Genomic DNA, 23301 nt, shown 5'->3' with positions numbered 1-23301 from the left:
CATTCCTTTTTTCTTAGTAGTGCAATTTTGTTATAATTAAACCAACGTTAGTTGGTCTTTTATTTTTATAAAAGATTAAAAATATACTAAGTATCAACAATTTTTGGAAAGGTGCTTGTGATAGATTTATGCGTGTCATTTATACAGAAATAACTTCAGACTTAACAGAAATTCTTACAAAAGAATTAGAAAATTTGCGATTAGACAATAAACGAATTTTCTATATTGTTCCTTCTTCTCTTTCTTTCGAAAAAGAGAGAGAAGTCTTGGAACAGCGGAAACTTCTAATGAATCTTTCAAGAGACTCAGAAACGGCTGTTTTTGACGTCCTAGTGACACGTTTTAAACAGCTGCCATATTATTTCCAGGATAGGGCTAACTTTGCTCAGAAGACCCAATTATCATCAATTGGTGAGGCTATGCTTTTTCGAAAAGTCCTTCACAATTTTAAAGATGGAGAACTATCTTATTTTGATAAAATGCGTGACTCTCAAAGTTTTATTGAAAAGTTAATTCAACTAAGGGAGGAAATGAAGATATCGAACTTAGTTGCAGAGGATTTGGTGAATGGCAAATTAGCTGAATCAGAAAAGAACAGGGATTTAAAAAAAATCATTTGTCGCTTTGAAGCAGAGCTGGAGGATAAGTTTCTTTCGATAGATGTTTACTCTTTATTTATTGACGAAGTGGTTGAAGGAAAATATAAGTCGTTGATTGAGAATTCTATTTTTGTGATTGCTGGTTTTACAAGATTCTCAGCACAAGAAAAACTATTAATAAATGCCTTGAGCGATCGCGTTGTTATTGGGACATATGCAAATGCGCGCTCATATAAACAACATAATAATGTCATTGGTGTATACTCTGAAGCAGTCAAAACGATTGATAGTTTTTCAATAGATATGATTGAGGAAAGAGAAACCAAAAATATTGATAAAGTTTATGATGATTTAACAACTATCTGGGAGAAAGAAAATGATTTTCTATTAGAAAATGAACTTTCTGATGTGCCATTTGGCACAGAAAAGGTTGAGATTTGGGAAGCTGAAAACGTGACTGCTGAAGTAGAAATGGTGGCCAAGGAAATTCGGCAAAAGATTGTTTTAGAAAATAAGCATTATAAAGACTTTACGGTCTTAGTGGGAAATGTTGAAAAATATGAATTACCTATCAAGCAGATTTTTCAACTTTACGAGATTCCATTTTTCTATTCACAACAAGAATTAATGAGAAATCACCCTTTGATTGTATTTATTGAATCTATTCAGTCAATTAAGAGAAATAACTACCAAGCAGTAGATGTTGTAAATCTTTTAAAAACTCAACTTTACAGTACTGTAAAGTCGGATTTACAATATTTAGATAATTTTGAATATTATTTGAAAAAGTTTAAAATTCGTGGAAAAATTAAATTCTCAAATGTGTTCAATTCTATGAATTATCCTGAGAATCCATCAAATTATAAGAAACATTACTTCGATAAGGCTGAGAAAATTGAGAATATCCGAAAAGAATTAATTTCAAAAAATTCCCCATTAGGTGAATTTTTAGGGACCAAAAAAACGTCAGTTGAAAATCTTCTTTCAAAGTTTTTAAAGTTTTTGAAATACGGTAATATCCCTGAAAATTTTCAACACCTTTATAATGAGTCCAAAGATGAAACATTAAAAGATAAACATCAACAGGTTTGGAAATTATTTCAAAAAACTTTATCAGAATTTCAAGAAGTTTTTTTGGGCGAGAAACTCACGGTTGACGAGTTCTTGGATGTTTTGGTTTCTGGCGTAAAAACGGCTGCTTTTAGGCAAGTTCCTGGGACTGTTGATTCAGTTCGTGTACGTGATTATGAATTGGTTCAACCGAGAGAAAACGAGTTTGTGTATGCTGTGGGCTTAACCAACGGTAATTTTCCACATGTTAAGAGAAATACTAGTTTATTATCCGATAGTGATCGTGCCTTAATTAATGAAAATGGTCAGGATAAAAAATTTATTGAGGAACTTGAAACTAGTAGTATTAGTAAGTCAAATTTTGCAATCTTGTCACTTTTAAATTCGGCAAAACAAAAATTAACACTATCAAGCCCTCAGATTTTTAACAATCTTCAAGAAAATGAAAATCCTCCACTAATTCAACTCTTAAAATCGTATAAAGTCCCTGTCAAAAAAGTTTACACTGCAAAACTAAATGAAGGAATAAAACATATAGGTAACATTGAATCAACTATGCGTTCAGTCTTGTCAATGGATTTGGAGGATGTAAATGAAAATAATCAGGAAAACTTCTGGGTAAAGATAAAAAATTACCTTATAGAAAAAGATCCTTATTTCGCTAGATTAACAAAATTGGATAATAACGATATTAAATCATCGGGTCTTTCTCGCAAAGTATCTAATCAGATGTATAGCAAATTGACTCCATCTGCCTCTTCATTTGAAGAGTTTTATAACTGTGAATATAAATATTTCTTAGATAAAACACTGGGACTAAAAGAGCTTGAAGAAGTAACTCTGGAATCAAGCACAATAGGTAATTATTTCCATAGAATTTTTCAAATATTATTACAGGATGGATCTTCAGAAGTTTTGGATTCAGAAAAATTTGACAAAAAATTAAGGGAAGCTCAATGTAAAGTTGATTTGGAGTATCAAAAACTTTTTGAAAGAGACTTCTTGTCAATGTTTACAAAATTAAATTTGTCAGAAATTTTAGAGCAATCAAAAATAATGATTCAAAAATCTATCCAGGTTTTTGAAATTGAAAAGAATCAAACTGAAGTTGAATTCTCTAAAATTCGAGGAATTAACATCAAAGGTAAGATTGACAGAGTAGATCATTTTGAAAATCTAATAGGAGCAACTGATTACAAATCAGGGCGTCATGATTTTAATTTAACAGAAGTTTTTAACAAGACAAGTTTACAACTCTTAACATATCTAGCAGCTTTATCGAAAGATTCAAGTGTTTGGGGCGCGCTATATTTGCATCTTCAAAACCCAACTTTAATATTATCTGAATTGTCTAGTTTGACAGACGTGAACCAAAAATTGCTAGAACAAATGAAATATAAAGGATTGATTAACTCTTCAGCTATTGATGATACGAATAAAATAGCTTCATTTGTTCAACTCAAAAATGAAACGTGGAATAGTTCAGGAAATCAATTTTCAGCAGATGACATTGGAGCGTTAATTGATTTTGCTGTTCATCAGTACTCAGAAGGTATTTCGAGGTTACAATCAAGTCAAATAGCTGTAAACCCTATTTACACAGATGCAGATGATCAATACAATGTTACTGGTTGTCGTTTTTGTCCGTTCAAATCAATTTGCAAATTTGAAGCTACAAGACATATAGGGAGAAAGATTAATACTTTTAGTGATGGTAGTTCTGTAAAAGCAAAAGATTGGAAAAAAGTTTTAGAAGAGATGAAAGCTAGAAAGGATTAAAGACATGTCTGAAAAGATCAAATTAAGGTTAACTGCCTCACAAGAATTGGCAATCTCTTATTCAGAACCTAAAAATGTATTAGTTTCAGCAAGTGCTGGGTCTGGTAAAACCTTTGTGTTAACTAATCGAATTATCAAAAAAATTCGAAAAGGCGTATCTTTATCTTCGCTCTTTATTTCAACCTTTACAGTAAAGGCTGCAGCAGAATTAAAAAATCGCATAGAATCTGCAATTAGAATTGAACTTAAAAATGATGAGAATTCATTAGAAATTAAGCAACTTTTTAACAGAGCTTTACAAGAATTACCATTTACAACGGTTGGAACAACAGATGCATTCGCAAATGCATTAGTTAAGGATTATTACAATATTGTAAATATTGATCCAAATTTTCGAGTTTTAACTGATTCAGCTGAACAGGAATTAATTAAAAATCAAATTTTTAAAGATTTAATTGAAGATTATCTATCAGCGGAAAATCATGTAAAATTTGAAAAACTAGTCAAGAACTTTTCAAATGATAGAAATATTGATGGTTTTAAAAATGTGGTTTACAAAGTTTACAACTTCTGTCAATCAACAGAAAATGTTACGGATTGGTTGAATACAAACTTTTTACAAGGTTTTGAATTATACTCCAATTTTCGAGTTTTACCAGATGATTTGTTAAACTTGGATCAAGTCAAGGAAGGTATTGAAGATCTAATTGGCCTTTTCAATGTGGCAATAGATCAAAAGGCTTTATCTAAAAATACAAATGAAGCAGTAAAAAAATGGATTGAAAATTCAACTTACATATTCGAAGCCATCAATCAAAAAGACTTTAAAGAATTTACAGAAATTGTCAGTAGTTTAAAAACAAATGCAAAGTTAAATGGGAATAACTTCAAAGGTAAAGATGCAAAAGAATTGGGACTTCAAGATAAATTTTATGAAGTCATGGGGGGCGGTCCAGAAAAACTTAAAGGTTCCATTTTTGTTCTTTTAGAACAGGTTCGTTTTTCAGAATTAATAGAATATTATCATGTACCAGCCCAAAAAATGCTTGAGGATTTAAGAGATTTTATTCAAAATTTCTCGAGAACATATATGGATAAAAAGAAAGAACTTGCTGCATTTGAATTTTCCGATATTCTTCATTTTGCTTTAGAGATTTTAGAATCGAGTGAGCATCCAGAGATTCATCAAACCTTACAAGAAAGGTATTCTGAGATAATGATCGATGAGTATCAAGATACCAACAAAGCACAAGAAAAACTCTATCAATTATTGTCAAATGGTCATAATATGTTTATGGTAGGTGATATTAAGCAGTCAATTTATGGTTTTCGTCAAGCAGATCCTAGCCTTTTCAAAATAAAATATGATAATTTTCCACAGGATGAATCAAATGAGAACAATAGGCTGCTTCTCCTGCAGGAAAATTTTCGATCGCGTGAGGAAGTTTTAGGATTTACCAATGATGTTTTTGTCAAGCTAATGTCGAGCTATGGTGAAAAAGAAAAGTTAGTCTTTCCAAAACGGGAAGACACATTGTTAGATAGGTTTAATGAGGAATATCGGTTGCCTATGGGTATTTCACCTCAAGCAGAATTACTAATTTATTGTTCAGAGCAATCAGGTCAAGCGAATGAAAGAGTTGAATCAAACGAACTTGAGAATTTTGAAATTTCGCATGGTGAAATTGAATTAGCAGCTAACAGAATTGTAAACCTAATTAATGACGATGTAGCACCTAAGGATATCGCAGTGTTAGTGCGGACCAAATCAAACAATGAAAAGATTAAAAAGATTTTTGAATCTCATGGGATACCAGTTGTTCTTGATGAAGTACCAGAAAATTACTTGAAATCGATTGAAATTCAAATTATGTTGGATGTACTTAGAGCTATTAATAATCCTCTTTTCGACCTCCCCTTGGTTGCTACCTTACATTCTCCTTTATTTAATTTTTCTGATGATGATCTGGCTAGAATCAGCTTACAAAAAGGAGAAAATTTTTGGGAAAAGGCTCACTCTGAAAACATTCAATTTGAGGGTAATCTTTACAATAAGTTGACTGATTTTGAAGTGACTTTTATGAATTGGAGAAAATTGTCAGCTACTTCTTCCGTCCATGAATTACTTAATAGAATTTATCTTGATACGTTTTATATGGAATATGTTAGTGCTTTGCCAAATGGAGAGCAACGTCAAGCAAATTTACAATCATTAGTTTCTCGAGCTTTGTCATATGAAAGTAACGGCTACAAAGGATTAGTGAAGTTCATTGACATGATTGACAATTATTTGGAACAAAATAATGATTTAATTGATGTAAATAATCGTCTCCCACAAAACGCTGTCCGTATTCAAACTATTCATAAATCAAAAGGCCTTGAATTTGATTATGTTTTCGTAATGAACTTTCAATCAAAATTTAGTGCTCTAGATTTTCGAAGTGATATCTTGCTTGATAAGGAAGAGGGAGCAGGGATCAAGTTTACAGCTGATCTTGTTAAAGACAAAAAAATTACTTCAGACTTTCCACATGCCCTGGTTAAAATGGAAACGATCCCTTATCTAATAAATAAGAATAAGCAAACCCACCAAATTATTGAGGAAGAGTTAAGGATGCTTTATGTGGCATTTACACGTGCAAAGAAGAAACTTTACATGGTTGGAAAAGTCAATAAAGCTGAAGAAATTGTCAATCAAGTTTCTTTAAATCTTGAAAAATTGCCAAGTAAAGGTTATTTGACTTGGATATTGACTTTGTTGAATTTTTTGACTGAACAGAAGGGATCACTAATTTTTGAAGGTGTTAAATCTAACATCGAAATGAAACATATAAAACCCGAAATTCTCTTTCAACTTTCAGAAAATGAAACAAGCTGGTCAAATAAATTGGAAGTAGGTCAAGATTTTGTTAAAGCAAAGAAAATCATGGAATTCAACACGTACAATATAGAAGCGACGAGACTATCAAGCAACGTTTCACCAAGTATGTTGGAGAGACAAATACTTAAATATGATGAAGATATTCCATTTGAAAAAGACTTTAAATTTGAGCTTGACATGCTTGACAGTAAAATTTACAGCTCTACAGATAGAGGAACAGTTGTTCATAGCTTTATGGAACATCTAAATTTTCAAAATCCAGATTTATTTACTTTACAGTCTCAACTTGATAACATGAACTTACCAGAAGTATTGGAAGAAGCGATTGACATTCCAAAGATATTGACATTATTTGATACGAATTTTGGAAAAGCCTTGATTCGAAATGCAAACAATTTACATTTGGAGCAACCTTTTTCAATGTTAAAGACGGTTGAAAAGAAAGGAAAATTTGTTGAACAAACAGTGGTTCGTGGTATTATTGATGGATATTACTTAGATTCCAATAATATAATTCTTTTTGATTATAAAACAGATTTCTTTAAAGACGAATCAAAAATTGACGAAATCAAGGATAGATATATTGAACAGCAGAGGCTTTATTCAGAAGCTTTGGTTAAGGCAAACCCTGGATTTACTGTAGAAAAATACTTGATCTTATTAGGTGGTCCTACTAAAGTGATAGTAGAAAAACTTGATTAGACTTGCAATTTATTGGGAGAAATTTATGGAAAGCTATGACTTGGGAAATTTCGTTGAAATGAAAAAACCTCATGCCTGTAAGATAAAGTCAACAGGAAAACATGCCAACAGATTTGAGATCACACGCCTCGGTGCTGACATAAAACTTCGTTGCTCAAATTGTGAACATGAAATAATGATGAGCCGTTGGGAATTTGAGCGAAAGATGAAGAAGATTTTGTAAATTCATTGAAATTAACATTATTAAAAGGCATTAATTCTATCAGTTAGCAAAAAATGTTGATTTTTGCTAAAATGTAGACAACTTATTTTAGAGGAGTTTCTATTAAATGTCTTTAACAGCTGGAATTATAGGTTTACCTAATGTTGGTAAGTCAACTTTATTTAATGCCATCACTCGAGCAGGCGCGGAAGCTGCCAATTATCCATTTGCTACTATTGATCCAAATGTTGGCGTGGTTGAACTACCTGACAGTCGACTTGATATATTAGCAAAAATTTATAACACAAAAAAAGTTGTTCATACAACCTTTGAGTTTACAGATATTGCTGGTATTGTAAAGGGTGCCTCAAAAGGTGAAGGTCTTGGAAATAAATTTTTAGCTAACATCCGCGAAGTCGACGCAATTATTCATGTGGTAAGAGCTTTTGATGATGAGAGCGTAATGCGTGAGCAAAACCACGAAGGTGCTTTTGTGGATCCAATTTCTGATATAGAAACAATAAATTTTGAATTAATTCTTGCCGATCTTGAATCTGTCAACAAACGATATGAACGTGTGGCTAAAATTGCCAAAACCAAAACTGATAAAGTTGCTGTGGCCGAGTTTAATGTATTACAAAAGATTAAATCTGTCCTTGAAGAAGGTAAATCTGTTCGTACAATTTCATTTGATGAAGAAGAGAAAAAGATTGTTAAGGGTCTTTTCCTTCTTTCAAGCAAACCAGTACTATATGTTGCAAATGTATCAGAGGATGAAGTAGGTGTACCTGCTTCAATTGAATATGTCAAGCAAATTTGTGATTTTGCTACGACCGAGAATTCTGAGGTAGTTGTTATTTCTGCAAAAATTGAAGAAGAAATTGCTGATTTAGCTGAAGAAGATAAAAAAGAATTCCTAGAATCTATTGGACTTGAGAAATCAGGTATAGATGAATTAACACACGCTGCTTATCACTTGTTGGGGCTCTCAACCTTTTTGACAGCCGGTGAAAAAGAATGCCGTGCTTGGACCTTTAAACAAGGTATGAAGGCACCACAGATGGCAGGTATAATCCACACAGACTTTGAACGAGGTTTTATTCGTGCGGTCACCATATCTTTTGATGACTTAATTAAATATGGTTCTGAAAAGGCGGTCCGTGAGGCTGGTAGACTTCGTGAAGAAGGAAAGGATTATGTAGGTCAAGATGGGGATATCATGGAGTTCCGTTTTAATGTGTAAAGTTAGTTTACAATAGATTGATTAACTATGGTGAGCGGTCACCATTTTTATTTAGATGTTTTAAAACTATTTATTTGAGTTTTGATTTAAAAATTGAAATAAAATAGTATACTAAGACAAAACTGAAACGGAACTTTCAGCATTTTTGCGTTCGTAAAGGAGTATTATTTAATGACGAAGATGATTGTAGGATTAGGAAATCCAGGAGAAAAGTATGAGATTACACGCCACAATATGGGCTTTATGACGGTCGATCTTTTGGCCCAAGAACTTGGGGTAGGTTTTACGGAGAATAAAACTTTTTCAGCTTCCATAGCCACTGCTTATGTGAACGGTGAAAAAATATTTTTGGTTAAACCTTTAACTTTTATGAATGAATCAGGTCGCGCAGTTAAACCTTTATTAACTTATTACAATCTTGATTTGGAAGATTTACTAGTTGTAGTTGATGATATGGATTCACCTACAGGTAGACTTCGGATGCGTCAAAAAGGTTCATCTGGAGGGCAACGAGGAATCAAGTCTTTGATTACCCATTTAGGTGGGGAAGATTGGAAAAGAATCAAGATAGGGATTGGTCGTCCCAAAACTGGTTGGACAGTTGTCAATCATGTCCTTTCACGTTTTGATGAGAATGAAACTGAAGAGGCTAATATTGGTATACGTAAGGCGGTTGATGCTATTGAATATTATCTTGAAGGTAATAGTTTTGAAAATACCATGAGTAAATATAATGGTTAAAATTTAAGCTGAAAGAAAGAAAAATGTCCGATTTAATCGAATTATTAAATAAAAACCGCGATTTACAAAAATGGGAAATGGGTTTTGCAAAGGCACAACGTAGCCTATTAACAGGACTTTCTGGAACAAGTAAAGCTCTAGCAATGGCAAATGCTTTCTCAAATCAACCAGAGAAATATGTTGTAATCACTGATAATCAATTTCATTCAAATGAAATGGTAGACGAGTTATCAACATTAATAGGTACTGAAAATGTCTTTCAGTATTTTTCTGATGACAATGTCTTTGCTGAATTTGCTATGGCGAGTAAAGATCGAACGGCCTACCGTTTATCCGCACTAAATTTCTTGTTAGACCCATCTACTGCGGGTTTTTTAATCATACCTTTACTATCTTTACGAACACTATTACCGAGTCCAGATAATTTTCAAGAAAATTTTGTTATTTTTGAGCAGGGCGACGAGTACCCACTTATACAGTTGGTTCATTTGCTATCTGTTTCCGGTTATGAGCGAGTTCAGCGTGTCATGGGACCGGGGGAGTTTTCACTACGAGGAGACATTCTTGATGTCTATACGCTAGAAGCTGAAAATCCAATTCGAATTGAATTCTTTGGAGATGAAATTGATACAATTCGTGAATTTGATGCTGATAGTCAACGAAGTTTACAAGATCTTGACATTGTGGAGATTGCACCAGCAACGGACTTTGTTCTAACTAGCAAAGAGTTTGATAGGGGAGCCAAACTAATTGAGGAAAAAAACAATGTTTCGGATAATAGTTACTTTCAAGAAATTCTCTCTGCAATAAAAAATCATTATTCTCATAAGGATTTACGTAAGTTTGCTGAGTATTTTTTTGAAAAAAAATATACTTTAATCGACTATATTCCTAATAATACACAAATTTTTGTAGATGATTTTCAAAAGATAACTGAAATGGATCATAAAATCTCTCTCGAATTAGCAGATTTTCAATTGTCCGAGAAGACAATGGAAAGGGCTTTTGATGGACAGGAATATCTTGCTGATTCTCTTCATGAACTTAGATCTCGTAATGCTGTTACCTATATTTCAAATTTCCAAAAAGGTTTAGGAAATTTGAAATTTGATGCTTTATATAACTTTAACCAGCATTCAATGCAACAATTTTTTGGTCAAATGGAATTGCTTTACACTGAAATTGACAGATTTGTAAAGCAAAAGTTTACAGTGATTATTACTGGAAATGCTGAGAAGATAGCGAATGCTTTAAAAAATACTGATATTGAGTTTACTAAATCTGTAAATGGTGAAATTATTGAAGGAAAAGTAAATGTTTTAGGCTTTTCACTTTCAAACGGCTTTGTCTATGTGGACGAGAAACTTGTTTTAATTACGGAGTCTGAGGTTTTTGGACGAGAAAGAAAAAAACGTATTCAGCGTTTGAATATTACGAATGCAGAGCGCCTTAAGAATTATAATGAGTTGTCCGTTGGAGATTATGTTGTTCATCGGACTCATGGTATTGGTAAATATCGAGGAATTTCAACCATAGAAATTTCTGGTATTCATCGCGATTATCTAACAATTGAGTATCAGAAGGGTGATACACTTTCAATTCCAGTTGATCAACTGGATGCACTCAGTAAGTATACAGCTGGAGAAAGTAAAGCTCCAAAAATCAATCGCCTCAATGATGGCCGTTGGAAAAATGCTTATAAGTCTGTTCAAAAACAGGTTGAGGATATTTCTGAAGATCTACTCAAGCTTTATGCAGCTCGTCAAGCCCAAAAAGGATTTGCTTTTTCAGTAGACGATGATAATGTTAGCGAATTTGATGAGGGTTTCCCTTACCCAGAAACTGCGGATCAATTGCGTTCAATTGCTGAGGTTAAAAAAGACATGGAAATGTCACGTCCTATGGATCGCTTAGTTGTTGGAGATGTCGGATTCGGTAAGACCGAAGTCGCTATGCGAGCAGCTTTCAAAGCAATCAACGACCATAAACAGGTTGCGGTTCTTGTCCCTACTACAGTTTTGGCAGAACAGCATTATCAAAATATGTCAGAACGTTTTGTTGATTTTGGAGTTAATGTAGCAGTTTTATCGCGTTTTCAAACAAAATCACAGCAAGCGGAAATTATTGCTAAACTTAAGAAGGGGCGCATTGATTTAATTGTTGGAACTCATCGTCTCTTGTCAAAAGATATTGAATTTTTTGACCTTGGACTATTAGTGATTGATGAAGAGCAACGTTTTGGAGTTAAGCATAAAGAAAGACTTAAAGCATTGAAGAGTCAAGTTGATGTCTTAACCTTAACAGCCACCCCAATTCCCCGAACATTGCACATGTCAATGCTTGGAATTCGTGATTTATCTGTTATTGAAACTCCACCAACCAATCGTTTCCCTGTTCAGACTTATGTAATGGAACAAAATTACGGAGTAATTCGTGATGCAGTCCTTCGTGAAATGGGACGTGGTGGACAATCATTTTATATTTTCAATCGAGTTGAGGGAATTGAACAAAAGGTTGCCCAGTTAGAAGATTTGATTCCGGAAGCTAGAATTGCCTCTATCCATGGTCAGATGTCTGAGATTCAGCTGGAGAATACGCTCCTTGCATTTATTCATGGCGAGTATGACATGCTCATTTCAACTACAATTATTGAAACGGGAGTGGATATTCCGAATGCTAATACACTTTTCATAGAGAATGCTGATAAATTTGGGCTGTCTCAACTTTATCAACTAAGGGGACGGGTCGGCCGTACGAATCGAGTGGCATACGCTTATATGATGTATCAGCCGGAGAAAATTCTTTCTGAAGTTTCAGAAAAACGACTTGAAGCGATTAAAGGATTTACAGAGCTAGGTTCAGGTTTTAAGATAGCAATGCGTGATCTTTCAATTAGGGGAGCAGGGAATTTGTTGGGAGCTGAGCAATCAGGCTTTATTGACTCTGTTGGTTATGAGTTATACTCTCAACTACTGGAAGAAGCGGTTCAAAAAGGGATGGGAGAAAACAAACAGAAACGCAAAACTAATGCGGAGATTCAACTTGGTCTTGACGCCTTTCTCCCTTCAGACTATATCTCTGACGAACGACAGAAAATTGAAATTTATAAACGTATTCGTCAGATTGATAGTCGAAAAAATTATGAAGATTTGGGTGAAGAGTTGTTGGATCGCTTTGGAGCTTATCCAGATGAAGTTGCGTGGCTTTTGGAAATTGGTCTTTTGAAGTATTTTTCGGATAATGCATTAGTCGATAAAATAGAGAAGAGATCTCATGAAATAATCGTGAAGCTTGATTCTTCTTCAAAAGCAATTTATGATGGTCAAGAGTACTTTGAAGCCTTGGCAGAAACTGTGCTTGAAGCTACAATAACTGAGGAACAAGGGCAAATTCTTATAAAGCTTGTACCTGAAAAAACAGATATTTTTTGGCTTCAGGAAATTATTAAGTTTACTGAAGCCTTGTCAGATATTCGAAATAAAAAATGTTTCACGTGAAACATTATTAAAAGAAGCTGCTCGTCTCATATTTTGAAAAGTGAGCAGTTTCTTTATTTTTTACTGATTAGTTATAATTTTACAAGTAGCTTTGAAATAGGGGCTTAAAATGCTATAATTTTACCTATGAGACTAGACAAATTCTTAAAAGTTTCGCGTATTATTAAACGCCGTCCAGTTGCCAAAGAAGTCACAGATAAGGGCCGTGTTCAAGTCAATGGAAAACTTGCGAAAGCAGGAACGAGTTTAAAAATTGGTGACCTCATTAACATTCGCTTTGGGAATAAAATTCTTGAGGCACGTGTACTTTTACTTACTGAAAATGTTCGCAAAGATGACGCTGAAAAAATGTATGAAATCGTGAAGGAAACTCGTATTAATGGAGGTTCAGATGGACCAACAGACGAATAATAAACCACGCGTCGTGCGTTTAAATAATGAATATACCAATCAACAAATGGCAAAACACAGGCAAACATCTAGTGGACCAAAAAGAAAGTTTTTGGGTTTAATTTTGATTACTGTTGTTATTGTATTAGCAATTCCTACCTATGGTCTAGTTAAATCTTTTCAGTCCCTCCAAAGTGCCCGGACAACAGAAACAAGGACCATTTCCCAAAGCAAAGATATAAAATACATGGCATCTAGTCAGGCAGAGCTTATTAAGAACATGCAAAACTCCGTTTATTTACAAAAGTATGCAAGAGCACGCTATCAATTTGTGAAGCCGGGCGAGAAAATATTTACAACACCTAGCTCGTCAAGCAGTGTTGCGACACAAAATGAAGGAAATTAAATGACAACCAAAAACGGAAATTTGAATGACGGTCGTGAAGTCTTTTTTAATGGAAAAAAAATTGAGGATTTGACCACTGAAGTAATTTTTTCAAAAACGCTAAAGGTAATTCAGAGATACTACAAATTGCGTGAAACGGATCCTTCCATGAGTTTTGAGGATGAAAATGGAGAGTCCATATCCAAGCTTTTCATTACCCCGCGTTCAACTGAAGACTTGATTGAAAAACGTAAGGTTTACGAGAAGATTGCACGTGAATCGTGCGGTATGTTAGGCCGTACACCAGACTTTATTGACACAGGTGTAGCAATCTTGCCAGAATATGCCTCTGTTCTTGGATCAGATAAGAAAGCGAATTATTTTGAGAATGCCTTAAATTGGGCAAAAACAATTCGTCATGATGATTTATTCGTTTCTCATGCTATTCAAAATCCACAACTTGATCGTAGTAAAGGTCTACAGCAATTATTAGATCAAGGTGAAGAATTTGCTGGTGTCTGGATTAAAGAGCAAAGAGAAGATGGAGTAGTAGTTCGGGGGGCTAAGCAAGTTAATACACTTGCCCCATTTGCGGATCAACTATTAGTTTTTAATTTACCAGGTCTTCATCCAGAAGATTCAAAATTTGCATTGGCTTTTTGGTTGCCACTAAATGCTAAGGGAGTCAAGACCGTATGTCGTAAGCCAACCTTTCGAGGTGATGACTTACGTGATCATCCCTTGGCTAATGCCTTTGATGAGTTGGATGCCTTCATCATCTTCGATGATGTCTTTATTCCTAATGAAAATCTCTTTGTTTGCGGTAATGTTGACTTATCAAATGCCTTCTTTGCAGGAAGTGGTATCTTTGTTCATACAGCGCACCAAGATGAGGTTCGTGGCTCGGTCAAACTTGAATTTGCAACTGCCCTCGCGGTAAAATTGGCTGAGAAGTTAGGATTAACTGGCTTTACGCGTGTTCAAGAAATTCTAGGTAACTTGACTATCAACTTGGAAATGATACGCGCATCTGTTGTAGCTAGTGAATCAACTGGTCACATGGAAGGTGATGTTTACACACCTAATATGCAAATCTTATTGGCAGTGCGTTCAACATTGACTAAATACTATGATGAAGTTTTGTCAGTGATTGCAGAGTTTTCAAGTGGTTCAGCCGTTGGAGTTCCTGACTTTAAACAGTTTGAAATCCCTGAGATTGCAGATATTTTAAAATCAAGTTTAACAAGTCCTTTGATGTTAGCTGAAGAACGTGCATTACTTTTGAATTTAGCGTGGGATGTAGCAAATGAATCATTTGGTCAACGTCAACGTACCTATGAATTACTACATGGTGGTAATCCAATGTTCATCAAGATTCAACACTGGCAAAATGAAGATTTATCTGCTGGAAATGATATGATTAATAGGATTTTAGGGGATGCTGCAAAGTCTAAAGCAAAATAGTAAAAAAACAATTGAAGCCATCAAACAGAGATGGCTTCCACTTTTAGCGCTGATAATTTTTTTGTTACCAGCATTTTTTTTACTTCCTAAAAAAGATAAAGTAGAGGTTGTCAAAAGACCTCCAATTGCCAAGTATCTTTCAGTAATTCCTGACAGGGCAATCTCTTTAAAAGAGATTCAAAGTTATACTGACCAAACTTTAAACTCTGTCAAAAATACAATTAAATCAAACACTAGACTTTCTATTGCTGACTTAATAGATCAATCTGGATATCCTCCTGTTTACAAACTTTCAGATGGCAGTTTTATCTCTGCAAATGCTAAAAACGTTGGTTCGGATGTTATTTTGTCTAATAAAAAAATCTCAACAACTGTTTACACGACAAACACTGTCAACTCCCTTTACAGTCCCTTTACAAGTTATGATAATAAGCAATATCTTACAATTGATGGAAATCAGGCTTTAAAAACTTTAGCCATAGCAACTACTCACTGGGGAACTTATTACGAAGTATCATTTGATGGTGGCCGAACGGCCTGGCTGGATGCAAAATCTGTGAGTTTAGAAGATCCAAAACTCACAGTTCTTCAGAAGACTTTAATTTCAAAATATGGGAACAATCCAAATGTTTCAATTACAGCAAAGTTACTTGACAGCAAGTTTACAGCATCTGTCAACTCCGATCGTATGATTTATTCAGCAAGTCTCTGGAAGCTTGCAATTCTTTATTGGACGCAAAAACAAATCCTTGATGGCAAAGCAAGTCTGTCAGACCAACTTAAATATGTTCCAGAAGTTGATGATACCGCATGGCGAGCCTTTGTTCCATCTGGAACAGGGTCAATGAGTAAGACGGCAGACGATCAAATGTATAGTTTGCAGGATCTCATTAACTTGACTGCAAAGGAATCTGATAACGTGGCATCAAATATGCTGTCATATTATGAAACAGGAAAGTTTTCACTATCTTTCCAAACGACAATCAATAAATTAGCTGGAAAGACTTGGTCATTTGACACGAGAAAAGCAAATACTAATATGGTAGCAAATGTTCTGAATGGTCTCTATGATGAAGGAGGTGCAGCATTCAACTCTTTATTTGATACATCCTATGATGGTAGCCGTATTGAAGCCGCAATTCCGGATGAAGTTTCTGTTGCCCACAAAATAGGAATTACAGATGAAGAAAATCATGATGCAGCAGTTGTTTTTACCAGTCAACCATATATTTTGGTGGTAATGACAACAGGAAACCAGCCGGACAGCGTCATTACTGAGATCTCCAAAACAGTTTATGAGGTGATGAAATGACGAACCCTAAAATGAGTCCAAATGAGTACAAATTCTATAAGCTCTGTCTAAAAAAGAAATTCTTTGAGAAAAATAAGCGAGTTCTAATTGCCTTATCTGGCGGTCAAGATTCAATGACTCTTTTTAATTGGCTCTACAATTTAAGAGAATCTTTTGGAATTAAATTGGCTGTCGCCCATATTAATCATAAAGTTAGACAGGCATCTGATTATGAAGAAGCTTACCTCAGAAACAAAATGGCTGAGTTAGGAGTTCCTTTTTACTTTGCTGAGTTTTCAGGAACTTTTAGTGAGGAAGCAGCTCGAAAATTTAGATATGATTATTTTGAAAAGGTTATGAAAGAAAATGCTTTTACAGTTTTAGTGACGGCACATCATAAAGGAGACCAAGCTGAAACTGTTTTTATGCGATTGTTGACTGGAAGACGTTTACGTCACTTAAATGGCATATTGGAAAGACAATATTTTGCTGGAGGGGAGTTAATTCGTCCTTTTTTAACATTTGAGAAGTCAGAACTAAATGCTGATTTTTTCTTTGAAGATAAAACAAATTCCGAAAATGAACATTTACGAAATCGAGTTAGGAATATTTATTTGCCTGAATTGAAAGTGGAAAATCCTAAAATTCAGGAAGTACTAATTGATTTAGCTGATGAAAGTAGGCTTGCATTGGCAATTATTGATGAGCAAATTAATGGTCTTGATCTAGTTGGGAAGCGAGTAAATTTATCGATGTTTTTGAGCCAAAGTGAAGGATTGCAGTATTTTATTTTTCAAAAATACTTGGTTCAATTTCAGGAATTGAAACTTAATAAAAGAACCTTTAATGACCTACTAAAAATTGTTAGGCGCCCGCAACAATATCACGGATTAATTTCAAAAGTCTATTATTTTGTCAAAGATTCAACTGATTTTTATATTGATTCAAGTAAGAGTGAAAAAGAGCTTGAAGTTTTAGAGAAAAATCCGAACAATTCAAGTTATTTAGAGGTTAATTTTCCAGTTGATATGGATTATGAGATAAGAATCCGTGAGAGTGGGGATTCAATCCAGTTTCACGGTAAAAGAAAGACACTGAAAAAGTTTTTTATTGATAATAAGATAGATTTGGAAAATCGTGATTTTCCAGTTATTGCAGTAGGGCCAGAGATTTATGCAATTCCCTCAATTTCGACGACTTCAGATTTGAGCTTAGACTTGCAAAGTGCTAAAATTAAGAGAACAATCTGGACAAGGGTCCGCTCAAGATAAGAGGAGAAGCTAAATGCTTGAAAAAGATATTGAAAAGGTTTTAATTACCGAGGAAGAAATCACCATACGTTCGAAAGAAATTGGTGCTCAACTGACTAAAGATTTTGAAGGAAAGACTCCTTTAATCTTAGGTATTCTCCGTGGTTCTATTCCTTTCTTAGCAGAGCTTGTAAAGCGAATTGATATACATGTTGAAATGGATTTTATGGCTGTTTCTTCTTATCATGGTGGAACTAAGACTTCTGGTGAAGTGAAGATGATCATGGATCTAGACACCCCCGTTAATGGACGTGACATTATTATTGTTGAAGACATCATTGATACTGGCTTGACACTTAAGTATCTGAAAGAATTACTTGAGCATCGTGGAGCAAAGGTAACAATCGTTACTATGCTTGACAAAAAAGAAGGTCGCAAAGTTGAAATTGAAGCTGATTACACAGGCTTCCCAATTCCGAATGAATTTGTAGTTGGATTTGGACTTGATTATGATGAAAAATATCGTAATTTGCCATATGTTGGTGTTTTGAAGCAAGAAGTTTACATGGGATAAACAATTAGAAAGCGTTCCTTCAGGAACGTTTTTTTTACGAAAATCTACTTAAGTTGTTGACATTGCCTTCATGTCAAGATGTAAAATATGTATATGAGGTGAAAATGAATATAAAAAAGATTGGCTTAAGTTCTGGAACACTCATAGTATGTGAGGAAGCAGGGATTCTTTGTCCTGAAAGGGATGAAAATTCATATCGTAGTTACAGTCAAGCAGATATAAGTCGAATTTTTTTATCACGAGTTTGCGTGAACTTGATTTACCTCTCTTAGAAATTAGGCTTATCACAGCACTTAATCCGACTTAAAAAAGGTGTTATTTTTGCCTAAATTGATTTTGAGCCTTTCAGAAAAAGAAGTCAAATTTGGTAAAGAGATTCTTGAAAAGCATGGCAAGGAAAAAATAGCCGCGTCAAATGGGAAATACCTTAAAATGTCGAAAGAAGACTTTCAAAAATTAGAAGCAGAACATGAAAAGGTTGTCGATTTACTTAATAAAGATTTTCCAATTAAGGACAAAGAACTAGCATGTCAAGCTATTGAAATCTATAGAGATAGGCAATCTCATTATTGGACTGGTCAAGTGACACCTGAAGCTCACAAAGATTTGTCAGAAATGTATGTTATAGATGCTCGTTTTTGTAAAAACTACGACCGAGATTTTGAAGGTGTTTCCGAGTTTTTTAGAGGTGAGATGACCTGATATTATGCAAAGTAAATTTGAATAAAAATAAAGAAACTTATATAGAAAAATTAAGATAGATATGCTATAGTGAGCTATGGTAAAAAAGCTTGCTCTAACAAATCAGAAAAAACTAGAAGAGATCGCTCATGATATTCCAACACCTTTCCACCTATACGATGAGAAAGGTATTCGAGAGAAGGCTCAAGCCCTAAACCAAGCTTTTTCTTGGAATAAAGGCTTTAAGGAATATTTTGCTGTGAAAGCTACACCGAATCCAACAATTTTGAAGATATTGCAGGAGGAAAATTGTGGTTTGGACTGTGCCAGTAATGTGGAGTTAACCATGGCAAAAAGACTAAGTTTTCAACCAGGAGAAGTTATGTTTTCTTCTAATGTGACTCCGCTTGAGGACTATCAAAAGGCAAGAGATTTAGGTGCTTATATTAATCTTGATGCATTTGAGCATATTGATTTTCTTAAAAACGCAAATTTTGATTTTCCGAAAACAATTTGTTTGCGTTATAATCCAGGCGGTGAATTTCATCTTGGTACTGACATTATGAGCCAGCCAGAAGAATCAAAATTTGGGATGACTAAAGAGCAAATTCTTGCAGGAATTATAAGGCTAAAAGATTTTGGAGTTAAAGAATTCGGGATTCACGCTTTTTGGGCTTCTAACACTGAAGGAAATAATTATTATCCTGAGCTTGCTCGTCAGCTTTTTAGTTTTCTTTTGGAAATCAAACAAGAAACTGGAGTGACTTTAAGTTTTGTTAATTTGTCAGGTGGAATTGGTGTAAATTATAAACCGACAGATGAAATTGCGGATATTTATGAGATTGGCAAAAAAGTTGAGCGGGCTTACCATGAGATTTTAACAGAGAATTCTGTTTCAAATGTGAAAATCTTTACTGAACTTGGTAGATTTATGCTAGGTCCATATGGAAATCTTGTAACAAGAGTCAGGCATTTGAAGCATACCTATAGGGATTATGTTGGAGTGGATGCCTCTTCTGTTGACTTGATGCGACCTTCTATTTATGGGGCATATCATCATATAACGATTGCTGGAAAAGAGAATTTGGAAGAGACACACATTTATGATGTGACAGGATCACTCTGTGAAAATAATGATAAGTTTGCGGTTGAACGTCAACTTCCAGAAATTGAAGTAGGTGATTTACTGGTCATCCATGACACTGGAGCTCATGGATACTCTATGGGGAATCAATACAATGGAAAGTTGCGTTCAGCTGAAGTTTTGCTTAAAGAGGATGGTAGCTACAAGCTGATTCGCCGTGCAGAGACTGAAGATGATTACTTTGCAACATTTAAAGGGCTTAACTGGGACTAAATGAAATCGGATTAAAAAAACCTTTACTTTCTATGCGAGAAGGTAAAGGTTTTTTTAATCCTGATATTTTAATTTAAATATTCTTTTAGATAGTCATCTAGTGCGCTCATAGCACTTTTGATGACCTCCATTGAAGAAGCATAACTGATTCTGACATAGCCCTCACCAAATTTCCCGAACGCAGAGCCGGGTATAAAAGCGAAAGATTTCTTTTTAGCAAAATCCAGTAAGAAGTCATGAGAATTAAGAGAAACAAACTCTGGAATTTTAGCAAAAATATAAAATGCCCCAGCTGGGTTGATAACTTGAAAATTTAAAGTTTTTAAGGATTTGACAAGGAAGTCTCGGCGCTCAATATAAGCCTTTTTCATAACATTAGGATCATCTTTGCCATTTCTTAGTGCTTCTAAAGCCGCATATTGAGAAGTAGTTGAGGCTGCTGTCACTAGATATTGATGTGTCTTGGTAAATTCTGAAATTAATTCTCTCTGTGCAAGAATATATCCGATACGCCAACCCGTCATAGCATGAGATTTTGACAACCCATTTAAGATAATTGTTTGTTCAGGGATAAATTCTGCGATTGAATGGTGGCCTTCCAAAGAATAACTGAGCTCAGAATAAACTTCATCGGCGATCACAAAAATGTTGTATTGAGAGATGACTTTAGCCAATTGTGCTAATTGTTCTCTGCTGTAACTTGCTCCAGTTGGATTTGAAGGATAATTTAAAATTAGAGCTTTAGCACGGGGTGAATTTTTCAAAGTGTTGTCGAGCAGATATGGGGTTAACAGAAATCCTTCCGAACGTGTATCAATTTCAACAATTTCCCCACCGTTTAGTAGAATTGGGGCACCATATCCTGGGTAAGCAGGTGCAGGGATGAGGATTTGATCATTTGCTTCAATAATTGAATATATAACAGTGGAAATAGCTTCTGTGACACCGACGGTTGTTAAGATTTCATCTTCTGCTCTGAATTTAAGGGCATATTTCTCTTGATAAAAGTCAGCGATGGCTTGTCGCAACTCGATTAAGCCGGCATTATGGGTATAGTGATTTTGATTATCTTGAATAGACTTGATTGCTGCTTGCTTCACATGATCCGGCGTAAAGAAGTTAGGCTCTCCCAATGTAAGTTTTTGGATTCCTGGAATTGTTGACACTTCTTGGTCAAATAAACGAATTGCAGAGACAGTAATTTTATTTAAGTTCTTATTAAGGCGGTTCTTTAAATCCACGTGTACTCCTCTGAATGACTTCTCTTTATCAGACAATTATTTTCTAACAATTATACACTTTTTAAAATATTTTAACTAGACAGAAGAAATAGAAAATGTTATACTCAGCGCATAGAGGTAGCAATGTAAATGAGTAAGTTGATGAGGAGGCATTCGAAGATTCAGCTGAAAGGTAACCATTGCCGAACGAGGACAAAGGCATTTGTCAGTCGTGGGGATGCGGAAAATATCTGTATCACTCGAGCTTCGGCTTGGCGCTAGATGATATGAATAAATTATAAAATCATTCTAGGCGCCTTTGGACGTCTTTTTATTTACAATCATCCACATGACTGTGTGGATAGAATCGAGGAGTTAAACATGTTGAAAGGAAGTTTTGTTGCATTAATCACACCTTTTACCAAAGATGAAGAGATTGATTATCCTCGTCTCAAAAAGTTGATTGAATGGCATATTGAATCAGGCACAGACGGTCTTGTTATACTAGGCACAACAGGTGAGTCACCAACTATTACATTTGAAGAGCAGAAGTCCATCTTGACTTTTGTTGTTAAGCAGGTAAAGGGGCGAATTCATGTAATGGTAGGCGCGGGCTCAAACGATACGCGAACTTCAATCATTAAGTGTGAAGCTTTTGAAGCCCTTGGGGCAGACAGTTTATTGGTTATCACTCCTTACTACAATAAAACCAACGACTCCGGTGCCATCAAACATTTTGAAATGATCGCAGACCAAGTACATATTCCGATATTCATTTATCATGTGCCATCACGGACAGGCTATCAGCTTCCAATATCTGTGATTGAAAAATTGTCACATCATCCAAATATAGTAGGGATCAAAGAAGCTTCAGGTAATATATCTTATGCCATGTCTCTCTCCTCGGTACTGTCTGAAAATTTCATTATGTTCTGTGGAAATGATGATATTGTGGTTCCAATGATGTCGATTGGTGCTGTTGGTGTTATCAGTGTATGGGCTAATATTTGTCCAGTTGAAGTGAAAGCTTTGGTGGATAATTTTGCCAATAATTCGGAACTATCTTTGAAAATTCAGCAGAAATATTTAAATTTAATTCACACCCTATCCATTGAAACAAATCCAATTCCAGTTAAATTTGCTTTGAAAAGTTTAGCCAAAGATAATGGAATTTATCGTTTACCTTTAGATGAACCAAGTGAGGAAAACAAGAAGTTAATCAAGCAATCATTGAAAGAGGTTGGATTATTATGAAATATCTTATCATTGGTGAAGGATCTATGGGCCAACTCATTAAGCAAGAATTAATGAACAAAGGGCATCAGGTGGATTCTGTGAGTTATTCAAAAGAGATTCCAAAAGAGCAATATGATGGTTTAGTAGACTTCTCTCATCCAGATAACTTAAGGGGAATTATTTCACATCTTAGTCATTTTCCCAGCCCGATTGTGATTGCGACTACAGGTTATACCGTTGAACAGGTTGAAGAAATTCATCAGCTCTCTAACCAAGTATCTGTAATATATTCTGGAAATTATTCAGTAGGTATAATTGTAATGAAACGTCTAATCAAAGAAATGCAAACTCTGTTGGGTAAAGAGTTTGATATAGAAATTATTGAAAAACATCACAATAAAAAATTAGATGCTCCTTCTGGAACTGCTAAAATGTTAGCCGAGACTTTACTCAATCAAGATGTAGATCATTTAGTTTACGGGCGAGAGGGAGTATCCCCTAGGCATACTAATGAAATTGGAATTCATTCTGTTCGTGGGGGGAGTATCGTAGGAGAACATGAGGTCATATTTGCAGGTCAAGACGAAATTCTCTCAATGAAGCATGAAGCACATTCAAAAATGATTTTTGTGAATGGAGCAGTTCGGGCTTTGATCTGGTTAGGTAAACAAGCAAAAGGTATCTACACAATGGATGATGTTATTTTTGGAAAGAAAGATTGAAAGGAACAATAGGAAT

The 23301-nt window shown here is 34.8% G+C and carries 17 protein-coding genes and 1 riboswitch; of the genes, 16 read left to right on the top strand and 1 reads right to left on the bottom strand.

Annotated elements, in window-relative coordinates:
* Positions 1 to 128 precede the first annotated feature (128 nt).
* From HNQ37_RS01015 to HNQ37_RS00950, 14 genes are all read left to right on the top strand, one after another.
* Positions 129 to 3449, top strand: coding sequence for a PD-(D/E)XK nuclease family protein (locus HNQ37_RS01015; protein ID WP_331035757.1), 3321 nt, complete (start codon positions 129 to 131; stop codon positions 3447 to 3449).
* A gap of 4 nt (positions 3450 to 3453) precedes the next feature.
* Entirely contained in the window at positions 3454 to 7032 is a 3579-nt protein-coding gene (gene addA, locus HNQ37_RS01010) for a helicase-exonuclease AddAB subunit AddA (RefSeq protein WP_183538430.1), read from the top strand.
* 25 nt (positions 7033 to 7057) lie between these two features.
* Positions 7058 to 7255: a DUF951 domain-containing protein gene (locus HNQ37_RS01005; RefSeq protein WP_183538428.1), complete on the top strand. Its 198-nt coding sequence runs from the start codon at positions 7058 to 7060 to the stop codon at positions 7253 to 7255.
* A 106-nt stretch (positions 7256 to 7361) separates the two neighbouring features.
* Positions 7362 to 8477 carry a redox-regulated ATPase YchF gene (gene ychF, locus HNQ37_RS01000; RefSeq protein ID WP_183538426.1) on the top strand — a complete coding sequence of 372 codons (1116 nt, stop codon included), beginning with the start codon at positions 7362 to 7364 and terminating at the stop codon, positions 8475 to 8477.
* Between the two features lie 171 nt (positions 8478 to 8648).
* The gene (gene pth / locus HNQ37_RS00995; protein WP_183538424.1) at positions 8649 to 9218 is read left to right on the top strand and encodes an aminoacyl-tRNA hydrolase; all 570 of its coding nucleotides are present in this window, start codon (positions 8649 to 8651) and stop codon (positions 9216 to 9218) included.
* 23 nt (positions 9219 to 9241) lie between these two features.
* On the top strand, positions 9242 to 12715 hold the full coding sequence (mfd, locus tag HNQ37_RS00990) for a transcription-repair coupling factor (RefSeq protein ID WP_183538423.1): 3474 nt from the start codon (positions 9242 to 9244) through the stop codon (positions 12713 to 12715).
* 126 nt (positions 12716 to 12841) lie between these two features.
* Positions 12842 to 13126, top strand: a complete 285-nt coding sequence (locus HNQ37_RS00985) for an RNA-binding S4 domain-containing protein (RefSeq protein ID WP_183538421.1) — start codon at positions 12842 to 12844, stop codon at positions 13124 to 13126.
* A complete protein-coding gene (locus HNQ37_RS00980; RefSeq protein WP_183538418.1) occupies positions 13107 to 13511 on the top strand; it encodes an FtsB family cell division protein in 405 nt (134 codons plus the stop codon). The genes HNQ37_RS00985 and HNQ37_RS00980 overlap by 20 nt, the downstream gene beginning before the upstream one ends.
* Positions 13512 to 14954: a 4-hydroxyphenylacetate 3-hydroxylase N-terminal domain-containing protein gene (locus HNQ37_RS00975; protein ID WP_183538416.1), complete on the top strand. Its 1443-nt coding sequence runs from the start codon at positions 13512 to 13514 to the stop codon at positions 14952 to 14954. It begins immediately after the preceding gene.
* The gene (locus HNQ37_RS00970) at positions 14929 to 16266 is read left to right on the top strand and encodes a serine hydrolase (RefSeq protein WP_183538414.1); all 1338 of its coding nucleotides are present in this window, start codon (positions 14929 to 14931) and stop codon (positions 16264 to 16266) included. Before HNQ37_RS00975 ends, HNQ37_RS00970 begins: the two co-directional genes overlap by 26 nt.
* Positions 16263 to 17516 (top strand): tRNA lysidine(34) synthetase TilS, encoded by a 1254-nt coding sequence (gene tilS, locus HNQ37_RS00965; RefSeq protein ID WP_246415545.1) that lies wholly within the window; start codon positions 16263 to 16265, stop codon positions 17514 to 17516. Before HNQ37_RS00970 ends, tilS begins: the two co-directional genes overlap by 4 nt.
* A gap of 13 nt (positions 17517 to 17529) precedes the next feature.
* On the top strand, positions 17530 to 18069 hold the full coding sequence (gene hpt / locus HNQ37_RS00960; RefSeq protein WP_183538412.1) for a hypoxanthine phosphoribosyltransferase: 540 nt from the start codon (positions 17530 to 17532) through the stop codon (positions 18067 to 18069).
* Between the two features lie 321 nt (positions 18070 to 18390).
* A complete protein-coding gene (locus tag HNQ37_RS00955) occupies positions 18391 to 18771 on the top strand; it encodes a TipAS antibiotic-recognition domain-containing protein (RefSeq protein WP_183538410.1) in 381 nt (126 codons plus the stop codon).
* Positions 18772 to 18847: 76 nt separating this feature from the next.
* A complete protein-coding gene (locus tag HNQ37_RS00950) occupies positions 18848 to 20107 on the top strand; it encodes a diaminopimelate decarboxylase family protein (RefSeq protein ID WP_183538408.1) in 1260 nt (419 codons plus the stop codon).
* A gap of 68 nt (positions 20108 to 20175) precedes the next feature.
* On the opposite strand, the gene HNQ37_RS00945 is transcribed toward HNQ37_RS00950, so the two are convergent.
* Entirely contained in the window at positions 20176 to 21348 is a 1173-nt protein-coding gene (locus HNQ37_RS00945; protein WP_183538406.1) for a pyridoxal phosphate-dependent aminotransferase, read from the bottom strand.
* A gap of 104 nt (positions 21349 to 21452) precedes the next feature.
* A riboswitch (Lysine riboswitch) is annotated at positions 21453 to 21616 on the top strand.
* 92 nt (positions 21617 to 21708) lie between these two features.
* Here HNQ37_RS00945 and dapA point away from each other — a divergent pair.
* Positions 21709 to 22581, top strand: coding sequence for a 4-hydroxy-tetrahydrodipicolinate synthase (dapA, locus tag HNQ37_RS00940; RefSeq protein WP_183538404.1), 873 nt, complete (start codon positions 21709 to 21711; stop codon positions 22579 to 22581).
* Positions 22578 to 23285, top strand: coding sequence for a 4-hydroxy-tetrahydrodipicolinate reductase (gene dapB / locus HNQ37_RS00935; RefSeq protein ID WP_183538402.1), 708 nt, complete (start codon positions 22578 to 22580; stop codon positions 23283 to 23285). The genes dapA and dapB overlap by 4 nt, the downstream gene beginning before the upstream one ends.
* The last annotated feature ends 16 nt before the right edge of the window (positions 23286 to 23301 follow it).

Origin of the sequence: Lactovum miscens (genome assembly GCF_014202895.1) — a bacterium.
In the GTDB taxonomy this organism is placed as follows: domain Bacteria; phylum Bacillota; class Bacilli; order Lactobacillales; family Streptococcaceae; genus Lactovum; species Lactovum miscens.
Note: the sequence above shows the minus strand (reverse complement) of the source record. Positions and strands in the feature narration are given on the sequence as shown.

Bases quoted from the DNA above. Each gene is read 5' to 3' on its own strand.
- hpt (WP_183538412.1), top strand. From the start codon at position 17,530: ATGCTTGAAAAAGATATTGAAAAGGTTTTAATTACCGAGGAAGAAATC.
- dapB (WP_183538402.1), top strand. From the start codon at position 22,578: ATGAAATATCTTATCATTGGTGAAGGATCTATGGGCCAACTCATTAAG.
- ychF (WP_183538426.1), top strand. From the start codon at position 7,362: ATGTCTTTAACAGCTGGAATTATAGGTTTACCTAATGTTGGTAAGTCA.
- HNQ37_RS01015 (WP_331035757.1), top strand. From the start codon at position 129: ATGCGTGTCATTTATACAGAAATAACTTCAGACTTAACAGAAATTCTT.
- HNQ37_RS00980 (WP_183538418.1), top strand. From the start codon at position 13,107: ATGGACCAACAGACGAATAATAAACCACGCGTCGTGCGTTTAAATAAT.
- addA (WP_183538430.1), top strand. From the start codon at position 3,454: ATGTCTGAAAAGATCAAATTAAGGTTAACTGCCTCACAAGAATTGGCA.
- HNQ37_RS00970 (WP_183538414.1), top strand. From the start codon at position 14,929: ATGCTGCAAAGTCTAAAGCAAAATAGTAAAAAAACAATTGAAGCCATC.
- dapA (WP_183538404.1), top strand. From the start codon at position 21,709: ATGTTGAAAGGAAGTTTTGTTGCATTAATCACACCTTTTACCAAAGAT.
- mfd (WP_183538423.1), top strand. From the start codon at position 9,242: ATGTCCGATTTAATCGAATTATTAAATAAAAACCGCGATTTACAAAAA.
- HNQ37_RS00975 (WP_183538416.1), top strand. From the start codon at position 13,512: ATGACAACCAAAAACGGAAATTTGAATGACGGTCGTGAAGTCTTTTTT.
- pth (WP_183538424.1), top strand. From the start codon at position 8,649: ATGACGAAGATGATTGTAGGATTAGGAAATCCAGGAGAAAAGTATGAG.
- tilS (WP_246415545.1), top strand. From the start codon at position 16,263: ATGACGAACCCTAAAATGAGTCCAAATGAGTACAAATTCTATAAGCTC.
- HNQ37_RS00985 (WP_183538421.1), top strand. From the start codon at position 12,842: ATGAGACTAGACAAATTCTTAAAAGTTTCGCGTATTATTAAACGCCGT.
- HNQ37_RS00950 (WP_183538408.1), top strand. From the start codon at position 18,848: ATGGTAAAAAAGCTTGCTCTAACAAATCAGAAAAAACTAGAAGAGATC.
- HNQ37_RS01005 (WP_183538428.1), top strand. From the start codon at position 7,058: ATGGAAAGCTATGACTTGGGAAATTTCGTTGAAATGAAAAAACCTCAT.